General features: G+C 52.5%; 26 protein-coding genes and 2 pseudogenes. 11 read left to right on the top strand and 17 right to left on the bottom strand.

Annotation, left to right across the window (positions count from 1 at the left end):
- Nucleotides 1-23 precede the first annotated feature (23 nt).
- Entirely contained in the window at nucleotides 24-668 is a 645-nt protein-coding gene (gene pdxH, locus V8L70_RS04570) for a pyridoxamine 5'-phosphate oxidase (RefSeq protein ID WP_336268986.1), read from the top strand.
- Nucleotides 669-731: 63 nt separating this feature from the next.
- On the opposite strand, the gene V8L70_RS04565 is transcribed toward pdxH, so the two are convergent.
- Complete coding sequence (locus tag V8L70_RS04565; RefSeq protein ID WP_336268985.1) at nucleotides 732-3479, bottom strand: bifunctional acetate--CoA ligase family protein/GNAT family N-acetyltransferase; 2748 nt, start codon at nucleotides 3477-3479, stop codon at nucleotides 732-734.
- Nucleotides 3480-3582: 103 nt separating this feature from the next.
- Here V8L70_RS04565 and V8L70_RS04560 point away from each other — a divergent pair, with 103 nt between their 5' ends.
- Entirely contained in the window at nucleotides 3583-4524 is a 942-nt protein-coding gene (locus tag V8L70_RS04560; RefSeq protein ID WP_336268984.1) for a histone deacetylase family protein, read from the top strand.
- 106 nt (nucleotides 4525-4630) lie between these two features.
- Entirely contained in the window at nucleotides 4631-5263 is a 633-nt protein-coding gene (locus tag V8L70_RS04555) for a helix-turn-helix domain-containing protein (protein ID WP_008957936.1), read from the top strand.
- A gap of 17 nt (nucleotides 5264-5280) precedes the next feature.
- Here V8L70_RS04555 and V8L70_RS04550 read toward each other — a convergent pair whose 3' ends face one another.
- The 7 genes from V8L70_RS04550 to V8L70_RS04520 all read right to left on the bottom strand — a co-directional run bounded on the left by V8L70_RS04550 (nucleotide 5281) and on the right by V8L70_RS04520 (nucleotide 7993).
- Entirely contained in the window at nucleotides 5281-5631 is a 351-nt protein-coding gene (locus V8L70_RS04550; RefSeq protein WP_101145540.1) for a TusE/DsrC/DsvC family sulfur relay protein, read from the bottom strand.
- Nucleotides 5632-5634: 3 nt separating this feature from the next.
- The gene (gene tusB / locus V8L70_RS04545; RefSeq protein WP_101145541.1) at nucleotides 5635-5925 is read right to left on the bottom strand and encodes a sulfurtransferase complex subunit TusB; all 291 of its coding nucleotides are present in this window, start codon (nucleotides 5923-5925) and stop codon (nucleotides 5635-5637) included.
- Between the two features lie 10 nt (nucleotides 5926-5935).
- Nucleotides 5936-6301: a sulfurtransferase complex subunit TusC gene (gene tusC / locus V8L70_RS04540; protein ID WP_336268983.1), complete on the bottom strand. Its 366-nt coding sequence runs from the start codon at nucleotides 6299-6301 to the stop codon at nucleotides 5936-5938.
- A gap of 11 nt (nucleotides 6302-6312) precedes the next feature.
- Nucleotides 6313-6702, bottom strand: coding sequence for a sulfurtransferase complex subunit TusD (gene tusD / locus V8L70_RS04535; protein WP_101145551.1), 390 nt, complete (start codon nucleotides 6700-6702; stop codon nucleotides 6313-6315).
- Nucleotides 6703-6804: 102 nt separating this feature from the next.
- Nucleotides 6805-7485 carry a Bax inhibitor-1/YccA family protein gene (locus V8L70_RS04530; RefSeq protein ID WP_008957931.1) on the bottom strand — a complete coding sequence of 227 codons (681 nt, stop codon included), beginning with the start codon at nucleotides 7483-7485 and terminating at the stop codon, nucleotides 6805-6807.
- A 185-nt stretch (nucleotides 7486-7670) separates the two neighbouring features.
- Complete coding sequence (locus V8L70_RS04525) at nucleotides 7671-7814, bottom strand: hypothetical protein (protein WP_336268982.1); 144 nt, start codon at nucleotides 7812-7814, stop codon at nucleotides 7671-7673.
- Between the two features lie 8 nt (nucleotides 7815-7822).
- Nucleotides 7823-7993 (bottom strand): hypothetical protein, encoded by a 171-nt coding sequence (locus V8L70_RS04520; RefSeq protein WP_336268981.1) that lies wholly within the window; start codon nucleotides 7991-7993, stop codon nucleotides 7823-7825.
- A 165-nt stretch (nucleotides 7994-8158) separates the two neighbouring features.
- Here V8L70_RS04520 and V8L70_RS04515 point away from each other — a divergent pair, with 165 nt between their 5' ends.
- Nucleotides 8159-8347: a hypothetical protein gene (locus V8L70_RS04515; RefSeq protein ID WP_336268980.1), complete on the top strand. Its 189-nt coding sequence runs from the start codon at nucleotides 8159-8161 to the stop codon at nucleotides 8345-8347.
- 87 nt (nucleotides 8348-8434) lie between these two features.
- Here V8L70_RS04515 and V8L70_RS04510 read toward each other — a convergent pair whose 3' ends face one another.
- Nucleotides 8435-8617, bottom strand: a complete 183-nt coding sequence (locus tag V8L70_RS04510; protein WP_176302155.1) for a hypothetical protein — start codon at nucleotides 8615-8617, stop codon at nucleotides 8435-8437.
- A 144-nt stretch (nucleotides 8618-8761) separates the two neighbouring features.
- Between V8L70_RS04510 and V8L70_RS04505 the strand changes: the two genes are divergently transcribed.
- From V8L70_RS04505 to V8L70_RS04490, 4 genes are all read left to right on the top strand, one after another.
- Nucleotides 8762-9088 carry a hypothetical protein gene (locus V8L70_RS04505; protein WP_176302156.1) on the top strand — a complete coding sequence of 109 codons (327 nt, stop codon included), beginning with the start codon at nucleotides 8762-8764 and terminating at the stop codon, nucleotides 9086-9088.
- Entirely contained in the window at nucleotides 9085-9228 is a 144-nt protein-coding gene (locus tag V8L70_RS04500; protein ID WP_158414210.1) for a hypothetical protein, read from the top strand. Before V8L70_RS04505 ends, V8L70_RS04500 begins: the two co-directional genes overlap by 4 nt.
- A gap of 154 nt (nucleotides 9229-9382) precedes the next feature.
- A complete protein-coding gene (locus V8L70_RS04495) occupies nucleotides 9383-9733 on the top strand; it encodes a potassium channel family protein (protein WP_336268979.1) in 351 nt (116 codons plus the stop codon).
- The gene (locus tag V8L70_RS04490; protein ID WP_336268978.1) at nucleotides 9711-10445 is read left to right on the top strand and encodes an NAD-binding protein; all 735 of its coding nucleotides are present in this window, start codon (nucleotides 9711-9713) and stop codon (nucleotides 10443-10445) included. Before V8L70_RS04495 ends, V8L70_RS04490 begins: the two co-directional genes overlap by 23 nt.
- 37 nt (nucleotides 10446-10482) lie before the next feature.
- Here V8L70_RS04490 and V8L70_RS04485 read toward each other — a convergent pair whose 3' ends face one another.
- The 3 genes from V8L70_RS04485 to V8L70_RS04475 form a co-directional block, all read right to left on the bottom strand.
- Nucleotides 10483-11094, bottom strand: coding sequence for a flavodoxin family protein (locus V8L70_RS04485; RefSeq protein ID WP_176302158.1), 612 nt, complete (start codon nucleotides 11092-11094; stop codon nucleotides 10483-10485).
- Nucleotides 11095-11132: 38 nt separating this feature from the next.
- Nucleotides 11133-11969, bottom strand: a complete 837-nt coding sequence (locus V8L70_RS04480; protein ID WP_336268977.1) for an MBL fold metallo-hydrolase — start codon at nucleotides 11967-11969, stop codon at nucleotides 11133-11135.
- A gap of 112 nt (nucleotides 11970-12081) precedes the next feature.
- Nucleotides 12082-12276, bottom strand: coding sequence for a hypothetical protein (locus V8L70_RS04475; RefSeq protein ID WP_176302160.1), 195 nt, complete (start codon nucleotides 12274-12276; stop codon nucleotides 12082-12084).
- A gap of 117 nt (nucleotides 12277-12393) precedes the next feature.
- On the opposite strand from V8L70_RS04475, the pseudogene V8L70_RS04470 reads away from it, so the two are divergent.
- From V8L70_RS04470 to V8L70_RS04460, 3 genes and pseudogenes are all read left to right on the top strand, one after another.
- A pseudogene (locus tag V8L70_RS04470) lies at nucleotides 12394-12615 on the top strand (transposase); the annotation flags it as partial.
- Between the two features lie 147 nt (nucleotides 12616-12762).
- Nucleotides 12763-13149 (top strand): cupin domain-containing protein, encoded by a 387-nt coding sequence (locus V8L70_RS04465; RefSeq protein WP_176302161.1) that lies wholly within the window; start codon nucleotides 12763-12765, stop codon nucleotides 13147-13149.
- Between the two features lie 144 nt (nucleotides 13150-13293).
- Nucleotides 13294-14594 (top strand): annotated as a pseudogene (locus V8L70_RS04460) (IS1380 family transposase).
- Between the two features lie 220 nt (nucleotides 14595-14814).
- On the opposite strand, the gene V8L70_RS04455 reads toward V8L70_RS04460, so the two are convergent.
- The 5 genes from V8L70_RS04455 to V8L70_RS04435 form a co-directional block, all read right to left on the bottom strand.
- A complete protein-coding gene (locus tag V8L70_RS04455; RefSeq protein ID WP_336268976.1) occupies nucleotides 14815-15948 on the bottom strand; it encodes an endonuclease/exonuclease/phosphatase family protein in 1134 nt (377 codons plus the stop codon).
- 292 nt (nucleotides 15949-16240) lie between these two features.
- Complete coding sequence (locus tag V8L70_RS04450) at nucleotides 16241-17377, bottom strand: NAD(P)/FAD-dependent oxidoreductase (RefSeq protein ID WP_336268975.1); 1137 nt, start codon at nucleotides 17375-17377, stop codon at nucleotides 16241-16243.
- A complete protein-coding gene (locus V8L70_RS04445; protein WP_176302164.1) occupies nucleotides 17377-18093 on the bottom strand; it encodes a methyltransferase domain-containing protein in 717 nt (238 codons plus the stop codon). The genes V8L70_RS04450 and V8L70_RS04445 overlap by 1 nt, the downstream gene beginning before the upstream one ends.
- Nucleotides 18094-18100: 7 nt before the next feature.
- Nucleotides 18101-19030, bottom strand: coding sequence for a type III polyketide synthase (locus V8L70_RS04440; protein WP_336268974.1), 930 nt, complete (start codon nucleotides 19028-19030; stop codon nucleotides 18101-18103).
- 57 nt (nucleotides 19031-19087) lie between these two features.
- The coding region (locus V8L70_RS04435) for an integrase core domain-containing protein (RefSeq protein WP_336268973.1) at nucleotides 19088-19418 on the bottom strand (331 nt) is incomplete at its 5' end.

Raw genomic sequence — 19418 nt, 5'->3', positions numbered from 1 at the left:
TAAATTCAAGGGAGAAGCATTCGATGACACGTAATATAGCCGATATCAGGCGTGATTATGAAGGCGGCAGGCTTGATGAATCCCAGGCACCTGACGATCCATTCGTGTTATTCGATGAGTGGTTCACTCTTGCGCTGGAGAAAGAGGGCAAGGATGGTAACGCCATGACGCTTGCCACCGTTGACAGTCAAGGCAGGCCCCATGCCCGGATAGTACTGCTAAAGGGGTTTGATGAGCGTGGCATGGTCTTTTTTACCAATTACCATAGCCATAAAGGTAGCGAGTTGAGCAATGTACCCTTCGCAGCCATGACTTTTTGGTGGCCTTCGCTGTCTCGGCAGGTGCGTATCGAAGGTCCTGTTGAGCCAGTATCTGCCGAAGAGTCTGACGAGTATTTTGCCAGCCGCCCACGTGGCAGCCAGCTGGGGGCGTGGATTGCGACTCAGAGCGTTGTGATTCCCGATCGCAACTGGATCGAAGAGCGTCAAAACCGTTTCGAGCAAGCCTATGATGGTCAGGACATCCCTCGCCCTGTCCATTGGGGTGGCTATCGCGTCGAACCTGAAATGATCGAGTTTTGGCAGGGCCAGCCTAGCCGCCTGCACGATCGGCTGCGCTTTGAACGCCGCGATGGTGGCGAGTGGGGCCGCTTCCGGTTGGCGCCATAACGTAACGATACGCCTAAGGCCTGACGATAAAAACGCAGGCCTTTTAAGTTGTTAGCCCGGCGCTTAGTCCGGCAAGCTTTCCAGGCGGTGCCGCTGCCACTCGCTTTCGGGTTCGTTGAGACGCAGCACGGCATCTATAACCTGCTCTTCCATGTTGTAACGGCTCTTGAATCCCAGGTGTTTCATCAAGGCCCGCATCGGGTGGTTGTCGACCATGATTTTGCCAATCATTTCCAGTGTGCCGATGTTGGTGCAGTAAGCAATCATCTTTTTCATCAGCAGGCTGCCAATGCCCAGCCCCTGCAGGTCATCTCGAATGATGATCGAAAATTCGGTACGGATATTGTCCGGGTCGTTCCATACCCGCACTACCCCTAGCATTTCTTTGCTGCCATCTTCGCTCAAGTGTTCGGCGATAAACGCCATCTGGCGGTCATAATTGATATGCGACAAGATCGACAGATCGCGCTGAGTAAGATTGGACTTATTGTGGAAGTAGCGAAAGCGAATACTCTCTTCCGACAACTGGCGGTGGAAGGTGGTAATCAGGTGGGCATCTTCGGCGCGAATTGGTCTTACTTCTACCTTCCAGCCATTTTTGAGTGTTACCCATTCACGCAGCTCTTCCGGATACGGCATGATCGCAAAACGCGACGGCGTACCAAGATCCATGGCGAAATCCACAGCGACCATGCCATCGCGATTAAGCAGCAATGGGTTCACTTCCAGCCCACGCAAATCGCCCAAATCCGAGGCCATCTGCGATAGTTTCACCAGCATTTGGCATAGGTGCTGTACATCGCGATCAGGGTCCGCGGAGTGTTCTCGGATTAGCGAAGCGGCATGGGTTCGGCCCACCACATCGGCTGCCAGGCTCATATTAAGCGGTGGCAGCGCTACTTGGCGGTCAGCCAATACGTTGACCTTGTAGCCGCCGATACCAAAGACGATCAGCGGCCCAAACACAGGGTCGCGAGTAATACCTGCGCAAATTTGCATCGAGTGTTTGCCACGCTGCATAGGCTGCAAACAGTATTCACGGATCGCGTATTCGGGGAATTTCTCAGCTACCTTGTCGCCCAGCCGCCGCACGCCTTCAGCTACCTGTTCGGGTGTTTCCAAATCCTGCAGCAGGCCTGCCGAAATTTTATGCGGGTGTTTACGGTAGCGGTAAGGGCGGCAATTGCCTTCATGAACAACCTTCAGCGCTTTGGTGCCGGGGATTTCTGTTGCGCGGGCAAGCGCTTCGTCCGGGTTGGCCAGATAGACGCTCGGCGCGGTTGGAATGCCATACGCCTCAAGCACCTGGGCGGTTTCCGAGTGGGTTAGCGTCTGCCTACCCTGCTCTTTTGCCCCTTTGATCAACGTGCGGCATTGGGCACGAATTTCCGGACTGGTTGAAAACGGCAAGCTGGGAGGGATCTCCTGCAACAGCGCCTGAACGCGTTGGTAAATCACCATATGCATAAACGCCTTGACCGCTTTTTCAGGCGAAATATAGGTCGGAATTCCGGACAGATTACAGGCGTGTCTGGCGTTGAGTGCCTCTTTTAGGCCCATCCAACTAGTCAGCAGGTTACGGCGAAACTTCTTGCGGTTATCGATTAAGGCCTGGGCCGTCACCAGCGAAGGGGCCATGCGGGTGGGGGCATGAACCACTAACACGGCGTCTACGTTGGCGTCGGACGCGACAATCTCCAGTGCCTGGACAAACCTCTCGGGTGAGGCGTTACCGCCCAGGTCCACCGGATTCTCGCCTGGTTTACTCATATCGACTTCGCTACGGTGTAGCGCAGCCTGGGTTTCGGCGCTAAATTCAGCCAATTTGCCGCCGGCACTGATCAATTTATCGATGGCCAGCATGGCAGGACCCAAACCATTCGAGACAATCGCTAGGCGGTCGCCCTTCAGCGGCTTCATTCGCGAGAGGGTTTCCAGCGCGTCGAGCAGTTCGTCGGAGTCATCAACCCGCACAACGCCCGCACGGGCAAAAGCGGCATCAAACACCACGTCGCGGTTGGCGATACCAGGCGTCGGTGCCATGCCGGAAATATCCGACTCTGGTGTACGGCCGCTTTTGATGGCCAGCACCAAACGGTTGCGTGAGGCGTCACGTACGGCGGTCATAAAGTGCTGAGCGTCACTGATGCGCTCCAGATGCAACAATATGGCTTGCGCGGGAGAAAACTGGTTAACGTAATCGATTAAATCCGGCAGCAGCACATCAACGCTGTCGCCAACTGTAATCAGATGTGAAAAGCCGACATCCCGCCCCGCGGCCCAATCTATCATCGCATTGGCAAGCATACCGGACTGGCCAAGGTAGGCGACCTTACCTGCCTTCACCGGCTGACTGGCATACGAGGCGTTGAGTTTTTTACCCGGGACAATCAGCCCCATGCACTCTGGGCCCAGCACACGAATACCGGAAACGCGTGCCGCACTCAGCATGCGTTCGCGAATCGAGCCCTTGTTGCCCTTGTCGCGATCCAGATAGGCGCCTCCGGAGAGCACCAGGGCAGCCTTGACGCCGTGCTGACCAAGCTTTTTGATCAGGTCAGGCACGCCCTCGATAGGCGTGCAGACCACAGCCAGATCAGGTACCTCAGGCAGTTCACTCACCCGGCTCACGCAGGGGGCGCCGAATACCTGCGGGTACCCCTTGAGATTGACCGCCCAGAGCGCCCCCTTGAAGCCGCCCTCTTGAATATTTCTCAGCACTAAACCGCCCAGCGATGAGGACTTTTCAGAGGCGCCAAACACCGCTAGTGTATGAGGTTCAAAGAAATGGTGTAAAAAGCGCGTGCTCACGAACGAGTCTCCCCTGACTAAATAGCGGCTGTACGACTTATTGACACTGTCGCGTAGGGCATGGAGGCGATTAAGGTGGCATCAATAATAATGGAGCGTTTGAATGATTACCGCCTACCTTACCCACCCAGACTGCTCATTGCACCATATGGGGCCGGAGCATCCCGAAAGCCCTCAGCGTCTGGAGGCTATTCGCGCTCGCCTATCGCTTGCTGGTCTATTACAGCAGACCATGCAGGCAGATGCCAAAGAAGCCTGCGAAGAAGCCCTGGCTAGGGTACACCCCTTGCGTCATTTGCGCGCCCTGGAAAAGTGCTTGCCCAGCGAGGGCATTGTTACGCTAGATAGCGACACCATGATGAATCCAAACAGCCTGAAAGCCGCGCGCGTGGCTGCGGGGGCGGTCATTCGTGGTGTTGACCAGGTATTTAAACGTCAGGCGGATAACGTATTTTGTGCCGTAAGGCCGCCCGGCCACCATGCCGAAGCCAGCGATGCCATGGGGTTCTGTTTTTACAACAATATTGCCGTGGGCGCGGCTCATGCCAAGGCCAAGTATGGCGCCAAACGTATTGCGATCCTCGATTTTGATGTACACCAGTGCAACGGTACCATCGATATCTTCAAAAATGACCCTGAGGTGCTGATCTGCACCAGTTTCCAATACCCATTTTACCCCTGGCGCTATTTGCGCAGCGAGTGGCAAAACGTCGTCAATACCCCACTGGAAGTGGGTAGCGACGGACGCGAGTTCCGTCGCGTAGTGGAAAACCATTGGCTGCCTGCCTTGCACGCCTTCAAGCCCGATCTCGTCATGATTTCCGCTGGGTTCGATGCCCACCGGGATGACCCAATGGGGGATCTCTGTCTGGAGGATGAAGACTTCTATTGGGTAACGCACCTGGCAATGGAGATCGCGACACTCTATGCCGACAACAGAATTGTCTCGGTACTTGAGGGCGGCTATAGCCCTAAGTCGCTGGCCAGTGGTGTCGAGGCGCATCTCAAAGCGCTGCTGGGTCTGCCCTATGCAGAGGTTCCCTAGTGCTGGCATCTGATTGGCAACCACTCTTGGCGGCCTGAAGGCTGTGATATCATGGGCGTTTTATAGCTACTTCTAGCCCAAGCCAACGCAGCCAATTTGACAATTTATGACCGCTACTTCTGAACAGCATGCCGCGCTGCGTATCGCATCGGGAAGCAAACCGTTTGTTGAGCCGCTGCGCCTGGGCGAACGGCTCAAGCAAATCCGTCTTGCCAATCAATGGACTCTGGAAGATGTCAGCCAGCGCACGGGGCTTGCCCGCTCGACGCTCTCTAAAATCGAGAATGATCAAGTCTCTCCTACGTTCAGCGTGGTACAGAAGCTGACCACCGGTCTCAACATCGACCTACCCCAACTGCTGACGCCACCTAAACGGGAGCGTTACACCATGGGGCGGCGCGATTTGACCCGGAAAGGAAAAGGCCAGCTACACCCTACGCCGACTTACGAGCACGAGCTGCTGGGGCATCAACTAGCCCAGAAACGTATGATTCCTTTCAAAACCATTGTGCGGGCACGCAGCTTCGACGAGTATCACCAGTGGGTGCGCCATGATGGCGAAGAGTTCTTGATGGTGCTGCATGGCGACATCATGCTCTACACCGAATTCTACGCCCCATTGGTACTGGCAGAAGGTGACAGCATCTACTTTGATAGCGACATGGGGCATGCGCTCGTTTCCACCAGCCAAGACGACGCAGTGGTGCTGTCAGTTTGTACCCGTGGCGACGTGGCGTAGGAAACGCAAATAGTGCGTTATAGGCAATTGGTAGGCTTGGGCAGCCCGGCTAGGCGGGCAATCCTTTTTGCCGGGCTGCCAGGAAAGAGCTGCATAAGATAAATCGAACGCCCCTTCTCCTCTCCCAACGCATTTTTCGTTGCCTTGACGAGTGGCCGCATGGCCGGCGCCATTTCGTAGCGTTGGTAGAACGCCCGAACGACTTCAATGATTTCCCAGTGAGCAGGCGTAAGCGGCAAGCCTTCCTCTTCTGCCATCAGGTTAGCGACGGTATCGTTCCATTTTGATTGATCAACTAGGTAACCTTCCGGATCCAGCTTCCATCTTTTTTCTGAATCAAGATAACGGTATATTTTTGGATCTGACATGAGTTAATACCAAGTAACTGTCTTTGTGTATTGCTCCGTAAGGACTACAAAGCCGTCCATCTCCAGGGTAGGCAGTTGGTGCTCGGCCGCAATACTGGCAAGACCACGTGACCTCAAGTCCTCCAATAACAGGAAGATTCGCGAAGGGCACTGCTCCCAAGCCTCCCAGGCAGGGGCAAGCACAGCAGTGACCGCCTCTTCAATCAACAGCACGCTATCCTGCGCCCCTACCGCCTGCTGCATTTGAGCAGCTGCACTGCTATCAGGCGCTTTGGTGAGGATGTGTAGAATCATAGTAGCCCCACTAAAAATTAAAAATGTTGCTGTGCTGCTGCAATAACCCAGGCACTTGCTGTTCCGCTAGGAGGGTCACTCCTTCTACTAGGGCATCCGTGGTTAAATGCATGCTTTTCAGCGCCTCTTCCATTACCCATAGCCTCTCAATATCGTACATTTCCAACATGTCGATAGTGGGCAGCGTCGCTTTTTGCCCGGCAGCCCCACTGCTCTGATCTTTCAGCAAAGCCAGTATCCCCTGTCCCATGAACAGTAGATGTACGGGCTGGCCAAACGCCGCAGCCACCAAGGCAGCATCTAACCCTTCACGCAACCAGCTTGAGTTGTGCGGAGCGTGTCGAATAATCACTAACAGCGCGTTGGGCGTCGCCATGGGGTCTCCTTTTAAGCAAAAGTAATGAGGTGATCGGCACGTTGCTGCAACTCAAGCAGCTGGCCAAGACCGGTCAACTCAAAGGGAGGTGAGAGATTATACGCCTGCTTTCCATGACGCTGCGCTTCCGACTCATTCATCAACCCGCGCCGCAGGGCAGCGGCGATACAGACGTCCAGGGGGACCGCATGTTGCTGGTGCAGCTCAGCCCAGGCGTCGTGCATATTGAGTTCGTCCTGCGGTGGCGCCATCAGAGAAGAGGCATTATGAACGCCGTCGTGATAGAAAAAAACACCTGCGAGTTGATGCCCGCGCGCCAGCACGGCATGGGCAAAACGCAATGCAGAGTGAGGGGCCGGGCTGCTGTACGGTGCGCCCATTACCAATAAGCCGTACTGCATCATTTTAATACCTAGTTGTTAATACCTAGTGACGGTGACCCTAAAAAAAAGACAGACCCTAAAAATAGGGCCTGTCATATCATCTAGTAGAGCTCCCAGAGATCAATCGTTGCTCATGATACCCAGAATTGAAAGCAGGCTCACAAACAAGTTGTAGATCGAAACGTAGAGCGTCACGGTGGCGAGAATATAGTTGGTTTCGCCAGCACGGTGAATGATCTCGCTGGTTTGATACAGGATGGCAGCTGAAGCAAACAGCACAAAACCAGCCGATACCATCAGTGAAAGCGCAGGAATATTAAAGAAGAACCCAGCAATCATGGCAAGAATCAACACGATGGCGCCTGCCATCAAGAAGTTGCTCAAGAAGCTAAAGTCTTTCTTGGTGGTTAGTGCTACCGCTGATAGACCCACAAACGTCAGACCGGTCATGGCCAACGCGTTCATAATCAGCGCACCGCCGTTAGGCAGGGTCAAGTAGGCAGAAAGGATCGGCCCTAGCGTAAAGCCCATGAAGCCGGTGAAGGCAAACGTTGCCAGCAAACCCGCTGCAGAGTTAGCGGTTTTGTGGACAAGGAACATCAGGCCGTAGGCACCAATGAAGAACACAAAGATGTTCATCTGTTGAATACCAAGTGCAACTGCGGCACCTGCGGTTACTGCCGAAAACAGCAGTGTCATTGCCAGTAGCGCGTAGGTGTTTCGCAACACCTTGTTAGTACTAACACTATTAGCAACGCCGCCCGACTGGGGACGTGCCATACGTGAATCGTTGTAAGCCATGTGTTCATGCTCCCTAATGGTATTTCCAACAACTGACAAGCATGCCGTTACCGAGTTCCAGACGCAAGCCTTTGTCTATTTCACACTATCTTCTTCGCCAATGGTTATTCAACGTTGAATCAGCTTAGCAAGCATTGTCTAGGCTTCCTGAACTCTCAATTGGACACGCTACTATGAAAAAAATTCTAATCTCTGGCCAAACGTTGGTCGGCGGCGCCCTGTTCTCTTGATTGTTCCAAACCACCCAGCGTTAGGGTACGCATACGCTCTCGATCTTGGTAGAGGCGATTAATAGCAGCTCGCTTATCGTCGACCGCCTGGGGATACATGCTCTCTTTCAGCTTTGCCCTTCTTCTTTGTCATCTTTTTCGTCTTTATGCGGCGTCACTGCGGTAATCGCCGTTTGACGAACATCCTGCGGGGAGTTGTAGAGACGAGCATCAATCACATGCAGCACCGCCAATTGCGCAAATAACACCGCAAAACAGACGATCAGACCTTTTAACATGGCGGTTTTTCCAAAGAGTTAACGTTAATCGCATAGTAGCCGATTGTTGGCTAAACACAATCGCTTTAAGCGGCAGATGTCGCCCTCCCTAGCCCCGCCTTTCACAAAGATGGTCTACAGTGAAGGTGACTCAAATTGCGCAAATAACAAACCAAGGAGAGGATTATGGCGACGTTTATCGTCTACAGAGCTGTCAAGGAAGGTGCCGAGATTGATTCACAGCCCGAATGGTGGGTGGTTGATACGCGTGAGGCGAGCGATAGAGATGGCGAGTTCGTTAGACACCGCTGCGCAACGAAGCCTGAGGCTGATCGAGAAGTGCGCCAGCTCAATGAGCAATATGAAGATACTTGAGATTCGCTAGAAAAATGTCTAACAATAGCGGTGGAGGCCGCTCTGGCCTCCATCCGCTTATTGGATCTAACTGATTATTCGTACCCGTTAGTCCTTAACCGAGACGGTACGCAGGTCATCAACGGCCACGCCTTCTGGCAAATCCGAGACTTCTGCAGGCAACCACACCGGAGAAAGATCACTGTCTTCTCTGCCATCGTCAAAATGATGGCCAGGTATTCGATAAACGACTCGATTGTGATGATGGTCCCACGCAAATACACGATCCATATGCTTATCCTGGTAAATGAACATAACCTTTATGACCGCTAGGTTTAGCGTGATGTTCCATTGACGCTGATCGATAACCGTGACCCGATGTTGCTGGGTCGTTTTTGTTTGATGAACTTTGCTAAATAAGTAATAGGTGATCGCTTGAAAGAACCTCATGATGGTAAAGACCCGCAAGAGGCTCTTCGTGCTAGGCTCAACAAAAGCTTACAGGAACGCAGGGCCTCAGCAGTACGCAGAAGAATAGGCGCCCGAGCAACCCGGCAGCAGTTCCTGGAAGCGACTCGCAACGTGGGCGTGATCGTAGTGGCCACCTGTTTCACGGCGGGCTGGGTAGTCACCAATCCCATCTTAAATACCGACAATGTTTGGATGGGCGTGGGATTGGGTATACTCTTGATCTTTGTCGGATCATTCGGCTATGGTTATGTGGAGCGGGACAAAACCTCAGATGAGGAAAGTAAGCCATGAATGAACTTATTCTTGCCAGTATGTTGATGAGCCTTGCGGTAGTATCAGGCGGTATGGTCTGGAGTCAGTACCGCGAGCACCACGGTAAAAAATCACTTACCGAGAGCGCTTTTTCCTGGATTGCCAAGCGCTTCGCCTAATCACTACTATTTATGAGCAGCTACAGCTTATAAATAACAAAGGGTCGCTACTAGCGGCCCTTTTTGTTTATTCCCTATACGCTTAAACGCTCAATTCTCGACTTCCGCGCCACCAAACAAAGAACATGCGCACTTATTACGCTAAGAGACCCAAATGCCTGTAATCCAGCGACTGCTTCGCGTCCTCAAAGCATCAACTCTTCAAATCTCATGGACATTTCTTCTGCTAGTAGTCCTCGCACACATGGGCACTACCTGGGCGTTTTTTTCCATGGTCGGCGAAACAATGGCCGACTCCATTACCGATTGGGTTTATTTTTATGTGGTGGTTGCCAGCACCGTCGGTTTCGGTGATTTCAGCCCCGAAACAGTGGCTGGCAAATGGATCACCACGCTCTATCTCATTCCCGGCGGCATTTCGCTGTTTGCAGCGTTGATTGGTAAAGCCACTGTCACACTTTCAGTTTTTTTGGAGACTGCAGATGCAAGGAAAAGGCGATTTTAGCCACCTAACCGGCCATACTCTCGTTATCGGCTGGCACGGCGAAACCACAGAACGTATTTTGGATATTCTCAAAGCCGACAAAAGCCTACCTGACGAAATAGTGCTTTGCGTTACCAAAGAGATGAGCAATCCACGCCCAGCCGATCTTAAATTTATTAAAGGTGAGAGTTTTTCCAATGCTGATCTTCTCAAGCGGGCGGGGGTTGAGAACGCCAGCCGTATCATTATTTATGACACAAGCGATGACCGGGTGGCCACAGTTGCACTGAGTGCCTACAGCCTAAAAGGGAAAGGTGCCCATATTGTCGCCCACTGCGCAAATCCTGACACCGCGGCGATGCTACGTCGTACCTTACCCGGTATCGAATGCACCCAGGCGCTAGCACTTGAAATGCTGGTACGCTCTGCTTCAGATGCCGGTATTTCGCGAGTGGTTAATGAGCTACTTGCCGTCGATCGCGGTGCTACGCAGTATCAAACGATGATAAGTAATCCACCTGCTGGGGCCACTTTTGGCGACCTTTTTATTCAGGCGAAAAGAATCTGCAACGCCACTGTTTTAGGGCTCGCTAGCGGCCAGGACGATAGCGAAGACAACATGCTCAACCCTGCCACAGACCGTCCACTAAAAGATGGCGATATCGTCTACTACATGGCCAATACACGGCTTTCAGAACAACAAATGGGAGGTTTGCTCAGCGAGTCCCACTAGAGCAATCCCCCTTCGCTCCGCCTAACGCACACAGGTGTCAGCTATCTTGATTAGGATATGGAGCTTGCTTCAGTAGCGTTGCGAGGTGAACACAGTTACGGGCAAGTCCCGCCGTTGCGGTTTGAACGACCTCTGGCGTCTGCTTCAAATCTTTGAAATCGGTTGACTGCATTGCTTCGCCTACCCAGTAGGTAGAAGCATTCGCTGGAATTGTGAAACCGACATCGTTCAAGCCCTGGAACAGTTCAGCGATAATATGATGCGCGCCATCTTCATTACCCACTGCCACGACGCCCGCGACACAACCGTATGAGACGAGCCGCCCCTGGCCATCTGTCTCACCCAGGAAAGCATCAAGCCGCTCTAGAACGCGCTGGCAAACACTGGAGTGATGCCCTAACCAAACTGGGCTACCCAAGATGAATATATCGGCGTCTAGGATTCGCTGACGAAGTTGAGGCCAATCATCCCCCTCTCCCTCATCAGAAGTGACGCCAGGTTTGATGTTAAAATCGACTGCGCGGATCTGCTCGCCGGTGACACCGTGTCGCTCAAGCTCTGTTAGCGTCTCCGCTATAAGCCGCTCGCAAGAGGACTCGGCGGGTGAAGGTGTAAGGGTACAGTTAATTGCGAATGCCGTGAGTGCCATGTGCTACCTCCATGTGACTGTCACTTCAATTACTAACGCTATTGAACACTCTTGCCGTGCAAAGGCCGAGCAATGTGGTCAAAATCCCGGGCTAGCGCCGCTAAATCACGCCCCAAAGCCTCACCCTCCATGGGCCGCCCATGACCGGTCAAGACCACACGGGGCTTAAGCTCTGCTAGATGTTGTACGGAGTCGCGCGCGGCGTCCCAGTCAGGTGTGAAATAGCGGGGCGGCCCGCTAAGTTCTTGATGTTGAGTCAGTACTTGATATAGCTCATCTTGGCGAACGGTTACAAAAGCGTCACCGACGATCATGGCGCGGTCGCTATCGCGGAAAAACGAAACATGTCCTTGGGTGTGGCCTGGGGTTGCTATCCAGCGCCAATCGGGCATACCGGGTACGCTGCCGTCGTCGGGCAAGGAGTGAATGCGGGGTCGCAGGTCTATCGGCGTATTAGGAAAAAGACCTGACAGCTTGGCAAGAAGTCCGCCTTCCACCTGGGTATCAGGATAGGGATAGTGTTTTTCCCCAGTGAGATAGGGCATCTCTAAGGGGTGAGCGTAAACCGGCACATCCCAATGTTCGGCCAGCTCTATAGCCGACCCAACATGATCGAAGTGGCCGTGGGTCAGTAAAATAGCCTTAGGTCGAGCATTTTCTCCAAAACGAGATACTGCTACTTCGGCTATTAATTCTTTGCTGTTGGGCATGCCAGCATCAATCAATACCCAATCGCTGCTACCGGGGTGTCCGACAAAGCAAACATTGACGATCTTCACCGTCAGCCCAGCAACATCAGGTCGCACTTCAAAGAGGTCACCACTCTTAATCGATGTCAAAGGCATCATTTTGCTATTAAGTGGGTTATTAGGCATAGAGCCCCTCCATGGGCGAAAATAAGAGCGTCATAGCAATCATCGCCACCATCTCCCCTACTTTTGGCAAAATGATAGCAATGGCGATACGAAAGCGTGTAAGTTCCGGTTATTACTTCTTCCGCATAAAAGGAAAAATCTTTGCCATCGTGTCAGCCAATACTTGATCCAGCGGTTTATGGTCCAAGCTGATAGCCGCCCTTGCCGCCGTGTAGGTTCCTTTGTACTCTTGGGCAATCTCGCTATCCGTCATCGATTCCGGTAGCTGCTCTTTGGCGCGGATAGCATCAATGACCTCCTTATCCATACAGCCTCTCCTTTAAACTGGGCATAACACCCAGCCTAGTACACATAGGAACGTGGTGATGGAGTAAAACGGTTAACAAATTTTAGAGTTCAACATCTTTTCTTATTATAATTAGCACATCGCCTGACTCGCCGACTCGCCTCATTACTTCACGATCACCGGGACCCAGAACAGGTACACCACCGGCTAGACACCATGGTTCGTCAACGGGTGTTTGGCGTGGCCGCTGGATACGAGGACCTGAACGATCATGACGCCCCTCGCTTTGATCAAGCGCTGCAAACGGCAGTTGGCCAGGACGACTCCCTGGCAGGCAAGTCCACACTGTGCCGGATGAAGTAGCAGGCGGATCGGCAGGCGATTAGCTGCACTGCATTAAGCAGGTATTCTGTAACCAGTGTGACTCACCAGCATGGCTATTACCCTCCGCTCAACTACACTTCTTATGGGCAAATTGGATTTGTACCCTGGAAAGGAGGGTGCGCTATGCATATTGCGAAAGAAGACATTCCAGTCCAGATAGATTTACCCGGTGCAGTCGCCCGACAGCAAAAGGATTTTGGTGATGTAACAGGGTTTGGAAAAATGGGCGCTGAGTATTTCTCATTTGGCAACGGTACTGATATCACCGAGTTGTTACATGGCCTAGAAGGGAATAGTTGTCAAAGTCCACACTGGGGTTACGTGGTAAAAGGTGCCATTACCGCTTTGTATTCCGATAACACTGAGGAAACTTCCCGAGAGGGTGACATGTTTTATTGGCCCCCAGGGCACAGCGTTCGGGCGGAAGAAGATACAGATATCGTGATGTTCAGCCCTCAACATGAGCATGGCTTGGTCATCGACCATATCAAGCGCAAAACGGCTAGATAAATCACTCCCGAGACTATGGGGCTACTACCTCTGTGGTAGAAGTCCCTTAACCCGGATTTATCATGGGGTATAAAAGAACGCGGCTGAAAGTGATAACGTTTCAAGGCCTTACACCAAAAACCAACACCAACAGCCGCTTACAAAATGGTACCTGAAAAACTGACCTTCTCGCCACTCTCCCGCCGTCAAATTGAAGCCGATTTTTCCGGCGGCCACATCACCTCCGATGCTGGATTGCTCCTGCTACGGGAAGTCGATAAGCAACATCGCCTGACGCATCGCTTGGCCTCCGTGCTTCATGATCCCCGCGCACCGGAACAGGTTCGTCATAAGATCGACACTCTGGTTCGTCAGCGGGTGTTCTGTGTCGCCGCGGGCTACGAAGATTTTAACGACCATGAGGCCCTACGCTATGATCAGGCGCTTCAGACAGCGTTAGGTGAAGATGAAGTCTTGGCGGGTAAGTCTACACTGTGTCGGAGCGAGCAGAAGGTAGACCGGCAAGCGATGGTGAAGGCCCATGAGTTACTGTGGCATCACTTCATTGAGCAGCATGACCAACCACCCAAGGAGATCGTGCTGGACTTTAATGACAACGATATTCCCGTGCACGGCGAGTAACCCGGCAAGTTCTTTAACCGCTATTACGATCACCACTGCTACTTCCCTCTGTATGTTTTCTGTGGCCGCCATCTGCTAGTGAGCTATCTGCGTACCAGTGACTACAGCGACAGCCATCACAGCTGGGCCATCCTGGCGTTACTGGTGCGGTTTATTCACCAGTACTGGCCCGATACGCGCATTGTGTTACGAGGTGATAGTCACTTTTGTCGCCCCCGGATGCTGAGCTGGTGCGATCGGCATCACGTTGACTATATCGTGGGTATCGGTAAGAACAGACGGCTGCTCAAGGAAGTGGACGTGCCCATGATGCTGGTGCGCAAGACCCAATGGCAGGTGGGAGGGAAAGTGGCAGAGACGTTCCGCTTCCCGTATCAAGCACACTCTTGGAAATACCCACGCTGGGTGGTCGCTCGTATAGAAGAAAGCGAGCAGCGCTCCAACCCCCGGTTTATCATCAGCTCCCGTTACGACGACGGCTTCAAGCTTTTCTACGAGCAGTACTGTGCTTGGGGCGACATGGAAAACCGAATCAAGGGTCAACAACTGAGCCTGTTTGCTGACCGGACCTCCAGTACGCACTGGTGGGCCAATCAGTGGCGGCTCATCTTGTCGGGCTTTGCCTATACGCTGTTCGAGCGCTTACGCACTTACCTGAAGAAGCCCCCTTTCAGCGCATGTGCCCAAGCAACCTAAGGCTCAAACTCATCAAAGTGGGCGCGGTCATCATCCGCAATACGCGCCGAATCCGGGTGTTGATGAGTGACAGCTACCCCTATAAAGCGGAATTATCCGATCTCGTCAGGCAGTTGGTGCCGAACTGAATGCTCGGGCGCCCCCGGCCCGACGCAATGGGGGAAAGGGGGAAGTGTGTCTGAACGGCGGAAAGTGGTTAAAAAGTAGGCAATTTAAGCCGTGCCAATAGATTTTAGTGGCATTACGTCTTGGGTGCGGTACTGGCTGAGGTGCTATGAGAAATCCGGGCTAGGAAGCCTCTGATTAACGCAATGCCAGATAAAGCACTTAGCTCAATCATAAGCTGCCCTACTCTGAAGCACCCGCATCATGCTCGGCGGCGTCTTCTTCACCCTCTTCGACCATTTCTTGTGCTTCCTCCTCTTCTTCCTCTGACGCTTCGGGCTTTTCCTGGTCTTTGCGCCCAACAGCAAGCGTCGTAACGATCCCGAAGTGGTCGGAGCCAATCACTTTGACCCGTTCAAGCTCAACAAGGTGAAGCCCATCAGAAACAAACAGATGGTCGATTGGGTAGCGCCAAAACGGGTACGCCGAATGGTAAGTACTCAGCAATCGTCGGCCACGACGTGGGTCTTTTAGATCGCTCAAATCGGCAAACAGCCGCGTGGTATGCGACCAGCCCATATCGTTAAAATCACCGGTTACGATCCAGCGATTATCCGGGTCTTCTTGCACATGCTCGGCTATCAGCATAAGTTCCGCATCGCGTTCACGGCTGTCCCGTCTTGCCTCGGCATCCTCGCTCTCGATATCTTCTTCAAGGCCGGGAGGAACAGGATGAGCGCCAACAAACCGCACGGGCCCTATGCCTGGTACATCAAGGGTGGCGAAAACCGAAGGCCTGCGCTCTGAGACCAAGTGTTCAACCTGCTCTTCCAGAAGCGGATAACGCGACCAAAGCACTAGCCCCTGACCTTCGTCACGCACCTCTCCCACCCGATAATCGTAATAGTCGTCCAGCGGTGCCAACCCTTCTTCCCACGCGCTATCAACTTCAATCAACAGCAAGAGATCTGGATCCTCAAGCCGCACCATATCTATCAATTCGGCATAGTGATCGTTTTTGAAGGTAATATTCGCGGTCAGCACTTTTAATGTTGTCCGATCATCATTGGACCGCATCTCCGCCGACGGAACCTCGGTGGGCCAAACGGGGGTAAAGGGCAAGATGTGGTAAAGGTGCCACCCAGCAATGACCAGGATAACGGCTACCCAGGCGGCATGCTCTTTTTGTGGACGCTTGAGCCACGCATGGATAGCTAACAGAAGAAGCGGAAACACCAACGCGGCGGTTAACTGCAAACGAGGGAAATCCCACAGCCTGACCCACCACTCACCACTGGGTAACAAAGGTAGAAGGCATACCACCACCATCAAAAGAACCAGCACTCGGCTGGCCCACAAAAGAAGCTTTAAAAGCATGAAACCTCTCAAACGCAGCAACGGCGACCGAAGGGGTCTCGGTCGTACTTAGCCAGGTTGCCGCAAATATTTTACGATTTATGCATTCCACTTTAGTGAATGCTCCATACACTTATGATGGGGCTTGCTTAATGATAGGCCGCTAACCTCGCATAAATGTAGTCTAATGCGTAGTAATTAATAAGAAAAAATCGTGAATTCCACAACCTGAGTGATGATCACTGACCTGCATAGATTTGGTAAGCTAATCGCCTTAGCAAATCGCTTCAATGCCGATTTTACAAGCAGGCAGCTATCGACTGCGGTGAGATAGGCCAACCCGCGTTTGAAGTATCGTTTCTCTCAACACTGTTGGCCATAGCCGTGCACATAGGAAAGCTGCCTTTCGGCCTAAGCGATAAGAGAGCACGCTCGCCAGTAGCTCCGCATTACGGACTGGTCGCCTTAGATCGTTGTAGGCCAAGCGTTGATACATATAGGAATCGCCACCCGAGGCGTGCACGCGGGCTGCAAGGGATGCCGTATGCAGGGCAATCGCAATGCCATCACCTGCGAACGACGGGATAACCGTTGTTTGATCCCCCAGCGGGAACAGGCCAGGCTGCGAGTCACCGGGAGAGCGGAGATAACCATAAGGAACACCAGAAACTGCCAAGGGCTCACGCCAGCACGGTGTTAAACTGGCGAGGCGCTGCTTCATGTGGGATGACGTATTACTCAACCATTCAAGCAAACCAGGCCAATGGCTGCCACACGCCTTGTAGATATCCTGCCTGACTAAAAAACTAAGATTAACACCACCCTTCTCTATCGGCTCAAAACCGGCGTACCCCCCCTCAAATAAATGAACCTCAACCGTTTCCTGCCATGGGTTCTGCTGCATTGCGCTGAGACTAAAGTGCATTTTAAAACCAATGAAATCAGGGTGGCGAGTGGCGCGCCCCCGGCGCTTCCAATCGCGCAGTTCATGCTTGCCAGTGGCGAGAAACACCGTTTTTGCTGAAATTGCTGCGCGGGCGCTAAGTCTGTTTCTGGTAAGTAGCCTCCACCCATCGTCAGTCCGCGTTAAATGTCTGACTGCTGTGCCACGTTCAACGGCTGCTCCCGCAGTTTTGGCCTGCTCAAGCAGTGCGTTATCCAATCGGTATCGGGATAAACTCCACGCGGTAAAAGGCAATTCGAAGCGAAGCTCACTCTCGCCGTTGTAAAACCGAGCGTAGCGAATGGGTTCGGCCCCTAATGCCGCTAAACCTATCCCTAATTTTTCAAGGTAGTGAGCGGCTTCAAAGCTAATGAACTCGCCGCACACTTTGTGGTGCGGGCCCGGTTTACGTTCCAATACGCGTGCCGGAATACCGTGCCTGGATAGCTCAATAGCCACCGCTGCACCCGCTGGGCCGCCGCCTATAATGACTCCTTCTTCATTCATTAGCAGTGAGCATCTTTATGGCAGGAAACACAGATACGAAACGGAAAAAACCACTTTACACGCACATGTTGATCGAGCCCCGCTTGGCTAATCAGGCGTTGCCAGTCAGCCACGGTAAAGGCACGCGCGACCGAGACGGCGGCGTCATGACGAATCAAACGGTTGCGGCTAAACAGGGCAGTCGCTGACTTAATAAAATAATAGGGAACAGGATGCCGATGTAGATCATTGATAAACCAGCCTTTGCGCGCACGATGGTTCATCCAGCGCATAAATTCAATAATCTGGTTATCGGTAAGATGGTGCGTAAATAACGACGATATAATCAGATCAATGGACTGGTCTGGCTCGAACTCAAACACATCCGCGGTTTGATAACGGATTGCTGTAGATGACGGCCATGATTCGGCAGATTTTTTAGCCCAGTGGTTTAGATCAACACCGACCATACGGCAGCCGTTTGCGGCCGCTGTTCGCTCAGGCCACTCCTTGGCGATCTGTCGCAACATGTCCCCACCGCCGCTGGCTACATCCAGTACCATGAGGCGTTCACTGCTTTCGACCCAAGGACGAAGCCATTGCAAGGTCGGACGATACGCTAACGTTAAATGATTGATACGCTCTAGGCCGATGAGGCAATCGTGGAATTCTTCGAAGGAGATATCTTCTTCATCCATAAGCTCCTTCTCATCGCTGCGCTGACTGAAATCCGGCATGACTGCCTTATCCCTTAAGGTCAAAAAGTATGCTTTCGACCGTTAGTCCAGGACCAAAGGCCATGGCGAGGCCTGGGCCCGGCTTCTTAGGGTTGTTCATCATTGCCTGAAGCACAAACATGATAGTGGCCGACGACATGTTGCCAAACTTTCTAAGCACCTCACGCGATTCCGTCAAGTGATGCTCCTCAAGCTCCGCCCCTGCTTTTACAGCATCTAATACCGTGCGCCCACCGGGGTGAATTGCCCAGTGCGCGATATCACTGCGTTGATAACCATCCAGCAGCTTAGTCATCATCAGCGGTAAGTGGCTGGCAATAATGCCAGGTACTTTCCCTGACAACTGCATATCGAAGCCTTGATTGCCAATACGCCAGGTAATTAATGCTTCCGTTTCCGGTAGTACATCCGCGTTGAAACGCTGTATTTCGAGACCAGCTGGCTCCGCCGTCACGATGCTTGCAGCACAACCATCGGAAAAAATGGCGAACGACAAAATCTCTTCGAGCGTGCCCGTGGGTTTAAGATGCAGAGTGCAGAGTTCAAGGTTGAGTACCAACACTTTTGCGTCTGGCTCCGAGCGCACAATGTGTCGAGCTAACTTAAGCGCATTAATCGCAGCATAACAGCCCATGAAGCCGACATTAGTGCGTTCGATATTCGCTGGTAACCCATAATGATGAATCAATTGATGATCCAACCCCGGCGCATAAAAGCCAGTGCAAGTAGTGGTCACCAAATGGGTGGTGTCAGAGAGATCAAGTTGATCCAGTGCGCGCTTCGCCAAGATGAAAGCAAAGCGTTCATAAAACTGCATGCGCCCCTGAGTGTCAGGAAATGCTTCATTTTTATAGAAGCCTTCTACGTCCAAATTATCTTCATCTAAATGGGGTTCCAGGAACGAGTATCGATGCTCTATCTGCGCCCTTTCTGCCATCCGCTGAAACACTTTTACCGAACGCTTATCCGGCAGCAGGCGCGGGCAGTGTAGTGGTCAAGTAAAACTGGCCACCGCTTTATAGTTAACCCAGTACTTTTCCTCTGCCTGGTTCGGACTCATACCACCGTTATGCTGGTGAGGCCTAAGCTGGCTGTAATACCCGATTAAATAGTTCACGATATGATGCTGCCCCTGCAAGAATGAGCGATAGCCATACGTTGGCACCCATTCAACCTTTAAGCTCCTGAAGAAACGCTCCATTGGCGCATTATCCCAGCAATTACCACGTCGGCTTAGACTTTGTTTTACCTGGCATTTCCAGAGTGTCTGACGAAACTTACGGCTCGTATAATGACTGCCCTGGTCGCTGTGGAATATAACCCCT

Origin of the sequence: Vreelandella arctica (assembly GCF_037070215.1) — a bacterium.
GTDB lineage: Bacteria > Pseudomonadota > Gammaproteobacteria > Pseudomonadales > Halomonadaceae > Vreelandella > Vreelandella arctica.
This window is presented reverse-complemented; position numbering and strand designations above follow the sequence as displayed.

Coding starts and splice junctions, on each gene's coding strand:
- V8L70_RS04495 (WP_336268979.1), top strand. CDS start 9,383: ATGCCTGTAATCCAGCGACTGCTTCGCGTCCTCAAAGCATCAACTCTT.
- V8L70_RS04525 (WP_336268982.1), bottom strand. CDS start 7,814: ATGTATCCCCAGGCGGTCGACGATAAGCGAGCTGCTATTAATCGCCTC.
- V8L70_RS04520 (WP_336268981.1), bottom strand. CDS start 7,993: ATGTTAAAAGGTCTGATCGTCTGTTTTGCGGTGTTATTTGCGCAATTG.
- V8L70_RS04440 (WP_336268974.1), bottom strand. CDS start 19,030: ATGGCAGAAAGGGCGCAGATAGAGCATCGATACTCGTTCCTGGAACCC.
- V8L70_RS04445 (WP_176302164.1), bottom strand. CDS start 18,093: ATGCCGGATTTCAGTCAGCGCAGCGATGAGAAGGAGCTTATGGATGAA.
- V8L70_RS04515 (WP_336268980.1), top strand. CDS start 8,159: ATGGCGACGTTTATCGTCTACAGAGCTGTCAAGGAAGGTGCCGAGATT.
- V8L70_RS04490 (WP_336268978.1), top strand. CDS start 9,711: ATGCAAGGAAAAGGCGATTTTAGCCACCTAACCGGCCATACTCTCGTT.
- pdxH (WP_336268986.1), top strand. CDS start 24: ATGACACGTAATATAGCCGATATCAGGCGTGATTATGAAGGCGGCAGG.
- tusC (WP_336268983.1), bottom strand. CDS start 6,301: ATGGCGACGCCCAACGCGCTGTTAGTGATTATTCGACACGCTCCGCAC.
- V8L70_RS04455 (WP_336268976.1), bottom strand. CDS start 15,948: ATGCTTTTAAAGCTTCTTTTGTGGGCCAGCCGAGTGCTGGTTCTTTTG.
- V8L70_RS04475 (WP_176302160.1), bottom strand. CDS start 12,276: ATGGATAAGGAGGTCATTGATGCTATCCGCGCCAAAGAGCAGCTACCG.
- V8L70_RS04550 (WP_101145540.1), bottom strand. CDS start 5,631: ATGTCAGATCCAAAAATATACCGTTATCTTGATTCAGAAAAAAGATGG.
- V8L70_RS04555 (WP_008957936.1), top strand. CDS start 4,631: ATGACCGCTACTTCTGAACAGCATGCCGCGCTGCGTATCGCATCGGGA.
- V8L70_RS04450 (WP_336268975.1), bottom strand. CDS start 17,377: ATGAATGAAGAAGGAGTCATTATAGGCGGCGGCCCAGCGGGTGCAGCG.
- V8L70_RS04485 (WP_176302158.1), bottom strand. CDS start 11,094: ATGGCACTCACGGCATTCGCAATTAACTGTACCCTTACACCTTCACCC.
- tusD (WP_101145551.1), bottom strand. CDS start 6,702: ATGCAGTACGGCTTATTGGTAATGGGCGCACCGTACAGCAGCCCGGCC.
- V8L70_RS04465 (WP_176302161.1), top strand. CDS start 12,763: ATGCATATTGCGAAAGAAGACATTCCAGTCCAGATAGATTTACCCGGT.
- tusB (WP_101145541.1), bottom strand. CDS start 5,925: ATGATTCTACACATCCTCACCAAAGCGCCTGATAGCAGTGCAGCTGCT.
- V8L70_RS04510 (WP_176302155.1), bottom strand. CDS start 8,617: ATGGATCGTGTATTTGCGTGGGACCATCATCACAATCGAGTCGTTTAT.
- V8L70_RS04500 (WP_158414210.1), top strand. CDS start 9,085: ATGAATGAACTTATTCTTGCCAGTATGTTGATGAGCCTTGCGGTAGTA.
- V8L70_RS04480 (WP_336268977.1), bottom strand. CDS start 11,969: ATGCCTAATAACCCACTTAATAGCAAAATGATGCCTTTGACATCGATT.
- V8L70_RS04560 (WP_336268984.1), top strand. CDS start 3,583: ATGATTACCGCCTACCTTACCCACCCAGACTGCTCATTGCACCATATG.
- V8L70_RS04530 (WP_008957931.1), bottom strand. CDS start 7,485: ATGGCTTACAACGATTCACGTATGGCACGTCCCCAGTCGGGCGGCGTT.